The sequence below is a fragment of the Pseudomonas sp. GM25 genome (assembly GCF_000282255.1).
Classification (GTDB): domain Bacteria; phylum Pseudomonadota; class Gammaproteobacteria; order Pseudomonadales; family Pseudomonadaceae; genus Aquipseudomonas; species Aquipseudomonas aphyarum.
The window spans coordinates 57,670-67,530 of the sequence record NZ_AKJQ01000041.1 but is presented as its reverse complement, the minus strand read 5'-3'; the positions used below and the strand labels follow the sequence as shown (position 1 = coordinate 67,530).

Sequence of the window (9,861 nt, the reverse complement as noted above, 5' to 3'; positions counted from 1 at the left end):
CAGCGAGGGCCGTACGTCAGGGCAAAAGACCTTTGGTTACTTTGGGGCGTTTGCCAAAGTGACCCGCCGTAAGGGCGGAACCATAAGCCGCCGCACCCGAAAAAACGGATATTCACTCACTCAATCAGCCTGCCGCACGCTACTGCGATACATGAATACCAGCGCCAGCCCGAGACAAACCATCGCCAAAACCCGCGCCCCCGAAAGCTCAATCGCCGGATTCCCCAACCACCCAAAATTATCAATCAGCATCCCCATCCCCAACTGCCCGACAATCACCGCCACCGTAGCCACGGCCGTACCGACGCGCGGTACCGCACCGACCATGACCATCATGTAAACCACGCCAAACAACGCGCCACTGAGCTGCCACTTAGGCACGTCCAGCAGGCTGACCACATGGGCCGGTTCGAAAAACAGAATCAGCAGCCCCGTGCTCACAGCGCCGACGACAAACGTCAACAAACTACTGCGCAGAACACCAACGGTTTCCCCAAGACGCCCATTGATCGCCGCCTGCACACTCAACACCGCTCCGGCCAACACCACCACCGCCAACAAAATAACCAGACTCATCACTCACCCCCGCGCAATCAAAACCAAAGCCGCCACAATCAACCCCAACGCCAGCCACCGCTCAGCATTGACCTTCTTGCGCACAGCCCCAAACCACCCGAAATGGTCAATCAACACACTCTTGCCAACCTGCCCCGACAAAATCGCAATCATCGTCATCGCAATCCCGATATGCGGCGTCGCCAACGTCAACACCACCACATACATCGGCCCCAGAAACCCGCCGATCAACTGCCAGCGCGGCAGATCCGTCAGCGCCGGCCCCTTCTGCGGCCCCGCAAACAGCAACAGCAAAAACAGAATTGCCGAGCCCACCCCGAAAATGCTCAAGGTCGCCCACAAATGCCCGACTTGCTCACCCAACGGCCCCAGCAACCCCGCCTCCACCGACAAACCCATGCCGGCCAGAATCACCAGCGGCAACAGCAACAAACGCAAACCAGGCCGCGCGACCGGGGCCGGCGCAGCACTCACTTCATCAAACGACTGCATCTGAAAAACCTCTGAAGGAAACGATGGCGCGGATTATCGGCTGGCGCAGCTGTGCGATAAATGGGAGCATCCGGACAACACTTTTGCGTAACTCGCACAGCAGGACAGACGATGCACGGGCTCAACGAACTGGGATTCAAGGCGCTAAGACTGTTTGTGGCGGTGCTCGACCACGGCAGTTTTTCCGAAGTCGCCCGACGCGAGGGCGTGGCGCCCTCCTCGATTTCCCGGCAGATCCAGTTGATGGAGCAAGCGCTGAACCAGCAATTGCTCTACCGCCACACCCGCGCGGTCACGCCGACCGAAGCCGGGCGCATGCTCGGCCACCACGCGCGGCTGGTGCTGGTGCAACTGGAAGAAGCCGAACAGGCGTTGCAGGAACAGCAAAGCGAACCGACCGGCCTGGTGCGGATCAATGCTCCGGTGGTGTTCGGCCAACGCCATCTGACGCCATGGCTCGGCCGTTTGTGCGAGCGCTATCCGAAGCTGCAACTGGACATCCAGCAGACCGATCACTACATCGATCCGCTGCAGGAAGGCGCCGATCTGCTGTTCCGCATCGGTCCGCTGCACGACTCAAGCATGCAGGCACGGATCCTCGCGCCACACCGATTTCAGGTCGCGGCCAGTCCCGCGTATCTCAAGCGCTTCGGCACGCCACAGCATCCCGACGACCTCGCCCGCCACCAGTGCCTGGCCTACAAGGGCGCGACCGGCCAGCAGCGCTGGTTCTTCCGTCAGGATCAGGGCGAGTGGACGCCGTATTCAGTCAAGGGCCCGATCACCGGCAACCACGCGGACACCCTGACCCAGGCCGCTGTGCAAGGGCTGGGGCTGGTGATGTTTCCGTCATGGCTAATCGGCGAGGCGGTGCGCGAGGGCACGCTGGTGCCGGTGTTGGGGGATTATCAGGTGTCGAACAGTGTGGAGCCGCAGCAGATTTCGGTGCTGTGGCCGGGGAGCCGGCGGTTGTCGGTGAAGGTGCGGACGGTGATTGATTTCTTTATTGAGTGTTTTGGCGAGGTGCCGTATTGGGACAGACCGTGATGGTCTGTCCCGACAGCGCCATCAGATACGGAACTGGCCAACCAACTTGCCCAACCGCTGCCCCAGTTCCGCCAGACTCCGCGAAGTCTGCGCCCCCAACTGGGTCTCATCCGCCACGTTATCCACCGCCACCGCAATCTGATGCACGCTGCGGTTGATCTCTTCGGCCACCGCCGTCTGCTCCTCGGCAGCACTGGCAATCTGCGCGTTCATCGAGTTAATGGTCGCAATCAGATCCGCCATCGCATCCAGCGACGCACCCGCCTGATTGGCCTGGGCCGACGTGCCGTCACCCGCCTCGCTGGAACGACGCATCGCTTCAACCGCCGACTGCGTCCCCGCCTGCAAGCGATCAATCATCCCCTGAATTTCCTGAGTGCTGATCTGCGTGCGCGACGCCAGCGCCCGCACCTCGTCCGCCACCACCGCAAACCCGCGCCCGGCCTCGCCCGCCCGGGCTGCTTCGATCGCGGCGTTGAGCGCCAGCAGGTTGGTCTGTTCGGCAATCGAACGGATCACCCCGAGCACGCCGACAATCGACGACACGTCCTGCTGCAGGCTGTCGAGGGACACGCCGCTGCTGCGGATGTCGTCCACCAGCGCATGAATCTGCTTGATACTGCCGGCCACCACGCGCTTGGCGGTCTGGCCTTCTTCGTCGGTCTGCTGCGCAGCGACGGCGGCGTTCTGTGCGCTCTTGGCGACTTCCTGCGCGGCGGCGGACATTTCATTGATCGCCGTGGCGACCTGATCGGTTTCGTGGCGCTGACGTTCCATGGCCTGATCGGAGCGCTGGGCCTGATCCGACACTTGCGTCACCAGACCGGTCAGTTGCGACGTCATCTCGGTGATCTGCCGCACCAGGCCGTGGATCTTGTCGACGAACCGGTTGAACGAGCTGGCCAGCTCGCCGAGTTCGTCCTGACTGGTGATGGTCAGGCGCCGCGTCAGGTCGCCCTCGCCCGCCGCGATGTCATCGAGGTTGGCTTTCATCAGGGTCAGCGGTCGCAGGATGGTGTTGGCCAGCAGCATCCCCGCCGCCGCGATCACCAGCAGCACCACCACCGCCACGCCGACGATACTCAGCACCACGCCCTGCATGCGCTCCTGCACCTTGGCCTCGACCACCGCCACTTGCGCTTCGATGCCATCGAGGTTGACCGACGTACCGACCGCCATGTCCCACTTCGCCAAGTATTCGGTGTAGCCGAGTTTCGGCACCAGCACCTGCGCGTTGCCCGGCAACGGCGAGCTGTATTGCAGGTAGTGGGTGCCGTCCTTTGCGACTTTCACCAGATCGCGGTTGACGTAAACGCCGTTTGGGTCACGGTTGTCCTTGAAGCTTTTACCCACGCCTTCGGGGTCGTTGGCCTTGAACAGGCGCACGGTCTCGGAGTCGTAGCCGAAGAAGTAGCCGTCCTTGCCGTACTTGATGCTCGACAACAGCTTGATCACCTGCGCCCGCGCGTCCGCGTCACCGGGGGTGGCAGCGTCGTACAACGGTTTGATGGTGGTCATGGCCACGGCGACATAACTGGCCAGGGTGGCCTTGGCATCGCCGAGCAGGCGCTCGCGGGTCTGTTCGACTTCCTTGCGCGCCTGTTCCTGAAGGATGAACAGCGTGGTCAGGCTGATCACCAGCGCAAAGAGCAAGACCGGAAGGACGGCAAGGGACAGGACTTTAGCCTTGAGACTCAGGCGCATGGGGGCTCACTCTTTTGGTTTTATTGGCGTGGATAAAGGCGTTAACGGCACGCGAAACCAAAAGTTGAGCTGCAGCTTGAGATCGTTCCCACGCGGACGGCTCGACGCAGATCGTTCCCACGCTCTGCGTGGGAATGCCTCTTGTGACGCTCTGCGTCACGCTTTGGGACGCGGAGCGTCCCGGGCTGCATTCCCACGCGGACGGTTCGACGCCTCGACGTGGGAACGATCAGAGTGGGTGTTTACAGGACCATCGCGGCCACCCAGCCAAACGCCAGCAGCGGCAGGTTGTAGTGCAGGAAGGTCGGGACCACGGTGTCCCAGATGTGATGATGCTGGCCGTCGACGTTGAGGCCGGAGGTCGGGCCGAGGGTCGAGTCCGAGGCTGGCGAACCGGTGTCGCCCAGCGCCCCGGCGGTGCCGACGATGCAGACGATCGCCATCGGGCTGAAGCCCAGTTGCACGCACAGCGGCACAAAAATCGCCGCCAGAATCGGCACCGTGGAGAACGACGAACCGATGCCGATGGTCACCATCAACCCCACCAGCAACATCAACAGCGCGCCAATGGCCTGGCTGTGATCGATCCACGCCGCCGCGCTTTCCACCAGCGAACGTACTTCACCGGTGGCCTTGAGCACTTCGGCAAAACCCGAGGCGGAGATCATGATGAAGCCGATCATCGCCATCATCTTCATGCCTTCGGTGAACAGGTCGTCGGTCTCACGCCATTTGACGATGCCCGACGCCGAGAAGATCAGGAACCCGGCCAGCGCGCCGATAATCATCGAATCCAGCAGCAACTGAATGATGAACGCCGCCGCGATGGCCAGACCGGCGATGCCGATCGTCATCGGGTTGTAGGCGACACTGACCTGCTCCACCTGCTCGATCTTTTCCAGGTCGTAGACCCGCTTCTTGCGATAGCTGAAGAACACCGCCAGCAACAGCCCGAAGACCATGCCCGCCGCCGGAATGGCCATGGCGTGCATGACGTTGATCTGGCTGATGTCCACGCCGGCCTTGCTGACGTTGGCCAGCAGGATCTGGTTGAGGAAGATGTTGCCGAAACCGACCGGAAACACCATGTACGGCGTGATCAGGCCGAAGGTCATGACACAGGCGATCAGCCGGCGGTCCAGTTGCAGTTTGGTCAGTACATATAAAAGCGGCGGCACCAGCAGCGGAATGAACGCGATGTGAATCGGCAGGATGTTCTGCGACGCGATCGCCACCACCCACAGCAGGCCGATCAGCATCCATTTGACGCTGCCGCCACCGGTCGCATGCTGACGGTCGACCATCGCCAGGGCCTTGTCGGCCAGCGCGTGGGCCAGGCCGGACTTGGCAATCGCCACGGCGAAAGCGCCGAGCAACGCGTAGGACAACGCCACCGTCGCCCCGCCACCCAGGCCACTGTTGAAGGCCTTGAGCGTGGCGTCGATGCCCAGACCACCGGTCAGGCCACCGACCAGCGCACCGACGATCAACGCGATCACCACATGCACCCGGGACAGGCTGAGGATCAGCATGACGCCGACCGCAGCAATCACTGCATTCATTTCACTACCTCAAAAACACGACGGTAAAGCCATTCACCGCCAGACAGGATGAGTCCGGCCGGCAAGCCACGAGGGTCGCCAGCGGATTTGCATAGAGGGTCTTATTAGAAGGGCGCGCACTGTGCCGCAGAGCGGGCGCAGTGTCAAAGCGAGCGGTCGGGGCACTGTGTAACTTTGCATGATCGATGCGCTGAAGATGGCATATCCGCCACAACATGCGTCAATTCGCCATATTGCATTTGCGCCATAAAGAAAGTCGAAACGCGGCCGTTACAGTGCAAAGTCTCAGATATTTATCGAATAAGGACGTCTCCATGTCGCTCAGACAACTTTCCATCCAATGGAAAATCACCCTGCTCGCCGGGCTCTGCCTGGCCGGTATCGTGACCCTGTTGGTGGGTCTTTCGCTGTATCGCATGGAGCACAGTTCCGAGCTGGTGAAAGCTTCGAGCATGGAAATGCTCACCGAATCGGCCCAGGCTCGCATCGAATCCCAGGGCGAAGTCCAGGCAGCAGGCATTCGCCAGCAGTTCATGGACGCCTATCAATATGGCCACGGTTTCTCGCGTCAGGTGCTGTTCCTGCGCGAGCAGGCCGAGAAGCGCTTCCTCGATGCTTTCGACCTGCGCGAAGACATGACCCGTCAGGTGAAATCGGCGCTGCAGGCCAACCCGGAATTGCTCGGCCTGTCGCTGGTGTTCGAAGCCAATGCGCTGGACGGCAAGGACGAACTGTTTGCCGGCCAGGCGGAACTGGGCAGCAACGACAAGGGCCGTTTCGCCCTGTACTGGTCGCAGCCGACCCCGGGCAAAGTGACCTCGATGGCTCTGCCGGAAAGCGACATGGCCGACACCAGCACCGGCCCCAGCGGCCAGGCCGCCAACGCCTGGTTCACCTGCCCGCGCACCACGCTCAAGCCGTGCGTGATCGAACCCTACTTCTATGTGATCGACGGGCAAAAGGTGCTGATGACCAGCATCGTGTTCCCGCTGATGGTCAACGGCAAAGTCATCGCCTCGCTGTCGGTGGACATCAACCTCAACAGCCTGCAAGCGATCAGCCAGAGCGCCAGCAAGAAGCTCTATGACGGCCAGACCGCCGTGAGCATCATCAGCCCCGCCGGCCTGCTCGCCGGTTACAGCCCGGACGCCAATAAACTCAGCCAGCGTCTGGATGCCGTGGACACCACCAGCGGCGCCGAACTGCTGCGCCTGCTCGCTTCGAGCCACACCGTCAGCAGCCTGCACAGCAACGCGCAGCTGAAAGTGCTGTCGCCGTTCCAGCCGATTCCCGGCGGCCCGTCGTGGGGCGTGTTGCTTGATGTGCCGGAGAAAGTGCTGGTAAGCCGCGCCGAAGCGCTCAAGCAACAACTGGATGCCAGCAACACCTCGGGCACCCTGATCGAGCTGAGCCTGGGCGTGCTCGCCGCACTGATCGGCCTGCTGTTGGTGTGGCTGATGGCCCGCAGCGTGACCAAACCGATCCTCGGCGTGGCCCACATGCTGGAAGACATTGCCAGCGGCGAAGGCGACCTGACCCGCCGTCTGGCCTATGACAAGAAGGATGAACTCGGTCAACTGGCCGGCTGGTTCAACCGTTTCCTCGACAAGCTGCAACCGATCATCGCCGAGGTGAAACGCTCGGTGCAGGATGCGCGCAACACTGCCGACCAGTCTTCCGCGATCGCCACCCAGACCAGCGCCGGCATGGAGCAGCAATACCGTCAGGTCGATCAGGTGGCCACCGCGTCCCACGAAATGAGCGCCACCGCTCAGGACGTGGCCCGCAGCGCGGCGCAAGCCGCCGAAGCCGCCAAGGATGCTGATCGCGCCACCCGCCAGGGCCTGACCGTGATCGACCGCACCACCGCCAGCATCGACACCCTCGCCGCCGACATGAGCGCAGCGATGGTGCAAGTCGAAGGCCTGGCCGCCAACAGCGAGAAGATCGGCGCGGTGCTGGAAACCATCCGCGCCATCGCCGAACAGACCAACCTGCTGGCCCTGAACGCCGCCATCGAAGCCGCCCGTGCCGGTGAAGCCGGACGCGGTTTTGCGGTGGTCGCCGACGAAGTGCGCAACCTCGCCCGCCGCACTCAGGAGTCGGTGGAAGAAACCCGTCAGGTAATCGAACAGTTGCAGAACGGCACCCAGGACGTGGTCGGTTCGATGGGCAACAGCCATCGTCAGGCCCAGGGCAGCGTCGAACAGGTCGGCCAGGCCGTGACCGCACTGCGCCAGATCGGCGATGCGGTGACGGTGATCAGCGACATGAACCTGCAGATCGCCAGCGCTGCCGAAGAGCAGAGCGCGGTGGCCGAAGAGATCAACAACAACGTGGCGACGATTCGTGATGTGACGGAATCGCTGTCGGGACAGGCGAATGAATCGGCGCGGGTGAGTCAGTCGCTCAATAGTCTGGCGAATCAGCAGCAGAGTTTGATGGATCAGTTCCGCGTCTGACGCTCAAGCCCGCTCACCACAAACCTTGTGGGGGCGGGCTCACCGCCGAGGCAACTGAATCTCCACCTTCAACCCACCCCACTCACTTTCACCCAACACCAAAACCCCGCCCCACGTCTCGACAATATCTCGCACAATCCCCAGCCCCAACCCATGCCCATGGGTCTGCTCATCCAGCCGCGTCCCCCGGCTGAACACCTGAGCCCGCTGCGCCTCGGGAATCCCCGGCCCGTCATCTTCCACGCTCAGCACAAAACCTTCAGCCGTCTCGACCACGCTCAGCCGCACCTCGGCATCCGCCCACTTGCAGGCGTTGTCCAGCAGGTTGCCGAGCAGTTCCAGCAGATCCTCACGATCCCACGGCAGTTGCAGGCCCGCCGGGGCCACGTAACTCAGTTCCAGATGCTCGCCGTGAATCATGTTCAACGTCGACAGCAGCCCCGGTAGCTCGGCGTCGCAATCGAACAACGCTCCTGGCAACGCATCGCCAGAGAGCCGCGCACGGTTGAGCTCGCGGTTCAGCCGTTGCTGAACCTGCTCCAGTTGTTCCTTGAGGATCTTGCGCAGTTCCGGATGCGCGTCGAGCCTTTCACTCGACGCCAGACTGAGCAGCACCGCCAACGGGGTTTTCAGCGCGTGCCCGAGGTTGCCCAACGCATTGCGCGAACGCTTGAGGCTGTCTTCGGTGTGCGCCAGCAAATGGTTGATCTGCGCCACCAGCGGTTCCAGTTCCGCCGGCACTTGTTCATCGAGTTGTGAACGCTGGCCCTGCTGCAACTGGGCGATCTGTTCGCGAGCCTTCTCCAGCGGTCGCAACGCGCGGCGCACGGTCAGGCGTTGCAACAACAGAATCAGCAGCAACCCGGCCAGCCCGAGGCCGAGGCCGATCTGACGCATGCGCTGGAAGCTCTCGCGCACCGGCGTGTAATCCTGAGCCACGCTGATGGAAATTGACTGACCGAGCCGTCGATAGTCCGAACGCAGCACCAGCAACTGCTGACCGTCCGGCCCCAGTTGCAGGTTGCTGTGCAGGCCGGAGCGTTCGAGCAGCGGCAGATCCTGATCCCACAACGAGCGGGAGCGCCAATGGCTGTCGGCGAAATCGATGCGGAAGTAATGCCCGGAAAACGGTCGCTGGTAGGCCGGCGACAAGTGCCGCTCATCCAGCTGCAAGCCTTGCGGCCCGCGAACCAGCGCCACCAGCAGGCTCTCGCTGTCGTTACGCAACCCGGCTTCGAGATAGCGCTGCAACCCCACTTCGAACAGCCAAAGACTGGTTTGCGCCAGCAGCACGCCGACGACCACCAGCACGCTGATCAACCCCAGGCTCAAGCGGCGCTGGATCGATCTCACGAAGCCTGTCCGCCAAACAGATAACCCTGACCGCGACGGGTTTCGATCACGCTTTTGCCAAGCTTGCGCCGCAGGTGATTGACGTGGACTTCAAGCACGTTGGAATCGCGCTCGGTCTCGCCGTCGTAGAGGTGTTCGGCGAGGTGGCTTTTGGAGAGGATCTGCTCCGGGTGCAGCATGAAGTAGCGCAACAGGCGGAATTCAGCGGCGGTCAGCTGAATGTCGGCACCGTCGCGCACGACACACTGACGGCCTTCGTCCAGATGCAACCCTGCAGCCTTGAGCGTCGGCTGGTTGGCCTGGCCCTTGGAGCGGCGCAGCAGCGACTGGATGCGCAAATACAGTTCTTCCGGGTGGAAGGGTTTGGTCAGGTAATCGTCGGCACCGGCCTTCAGACCTTCGATGCGTTCGGCCCAGGAATCCCGGGCGGTAAGGATCAGCACCGGAATCGTCAGCCCCCCGGCGCGCCATTGCGCCAGCACCTCAAGCCCCGGCACGCCGGGCAGACCGAGGTCGAGGACGATCAGGTCATAGGGCTCGCTGCCACCCTGATAGACCGCATCGCGCCCGTCTGCCAGCCAGTCCACCGCATAGCCCTGACGTTGCAGGCCGGCGAGCAGTTCGTCGGCCAGCGGTACGTGGTCTTCCACCAGAAGCAAGCGCAT

General features: G+C 62.4%; 7 protein-coding genes and 3 pseudogenes. 3 read left to right on the top strand and 7 right to left on the bottom strand.

Annotated features, from left to right (window positions below; all coding sequences use genetic code 11):
* Positions 1-120: 120 nt before the first annotated feature.
* Entirely contained in the window at positions 121-576 is a 456-nt protein-coding gene (locus tag PMI24_RS16900; RefSeq protein WP_007955971.1) for a DMT family transporter, read from the bottom strand.
* A gap of 3 nt (positions 577-579) precedes the next feature.
* Positions 580-1,068 carry a DMT family transporter gene (locus tag PMI24_RS16895; protein WP_007955969.1) on the bottom strand — a complete coding sequence of 163 codons (489 nt, stop codon included), beginning with the start codon at positions 1,066-1,068 and terminating at the stop codon, positions 580-582.
* A 111-nt stretch (positions 1,069-1,179) separates the two neighbouring features.
* Between PMI24_RS16895 and PMI24_RS16890 the strand changes: the two genes are divergently transcribed.
* A complete protein-coding gene (locus tag PMI24_RS16890) occupies positions 1,180-2,115 on the top strand; it encodes a LysR family transcriptional regulator (protein ID WP_007955966.1) in 936 nt (311 codons plus the stop codon).
* Positions 2,116-2,136: 21 nt separating this feature from the next.
* Here the strand turns inward: PMI24_RS16890 and PMI24_RS29800 are convergent.
* The 3 genes and pseudogenes from PMI24_RS29800 to PMI24_RS16880 form a co-directional block, all read right to left on the bottom strand.
* Positions 2,137-2,730 (bottom strand): annotated as a pseudogene (locus PMI24_RS29800) (methyl-accepting chemotaxis protein); the annotation flags it as partial.
* Between the two features lie 312 nt (positions 2,731-3,042).
* A pseudogene (locus PMI24_RS29795) lies at positions 3,043-3,819 on the bottom strand (cache domain-containing protein); the annotation flags it as partial.
* A gap of 242 nt (positions 3,820-4,061) precedes the next feature.
* The gene (locus PMI24_RS16880) at positions 4,062-5,381 is read right to left on the bottom strand and encodes a Na+/H+ antiporter family protein (RefSeq protein ID WP_007955962.1); all 1,320 of its coding nucleotides are present in this window, start codon (positions 5,379-5,381) and stop codon (positions 4,062-4,064) included.
* A 215-nt stretch (positions 5,382-5,596) separates the two neighbouring features.
* Between PMI24_RS16880 and PMI24_RS29790 the strand changes: the two are divergent.
* Both PMI24_RS29790 and PMI24_RS29785 read left to right on the top strand, forming a co-directional pair.
* Positions 5,597-6,985, top strand: a pseudogene (locus tag PMI24_RS29790) (HAMP domain-containing protein); the annotation flags it as partial.
* Between the two features lie 102 nt (positions 6,986-7,087).
* On the top strand, positions 7,088-7,843 hold the full coding sequence (locus PMI24_RS29785) for a methyl-accepting chemotaxis protein (protein WP_443200799.1): 756 nt from the start codon (positions 7,088-7,090) through the stop codon (positions 7,841-7,843).
* Between the two features lie 39 nt (positions 7,844-7,882).
* On the opposite strand, the gene PMI24_RS16870 is transcribed toward PMI24_RS29785, so the two are convergent.
* Entirely contained in the window at positions 7,883-9,196 is a 1,314-nt protein-coding gene (locus tag PMI24_RS16870) for a sensor histidine kinase (protein WP_007955958.1), read from the bottom strand.
* The gene (locus PMI24_RS16865; RefSeq protein ID WP_007955955.1) at positions 9,193-9,861 is read right to left on the bottom strand and encodes a response regulator transcription factor; all 669 of its coding nucleotides are present in this window, start codon (positions 9,859-9,861) and stop codon (positions 9,193-9,195) included. The genes PMI24_RS16870 and PMI24_RS16865 overlap by 4 nt, the downstream gene beginning before the upstream one ends.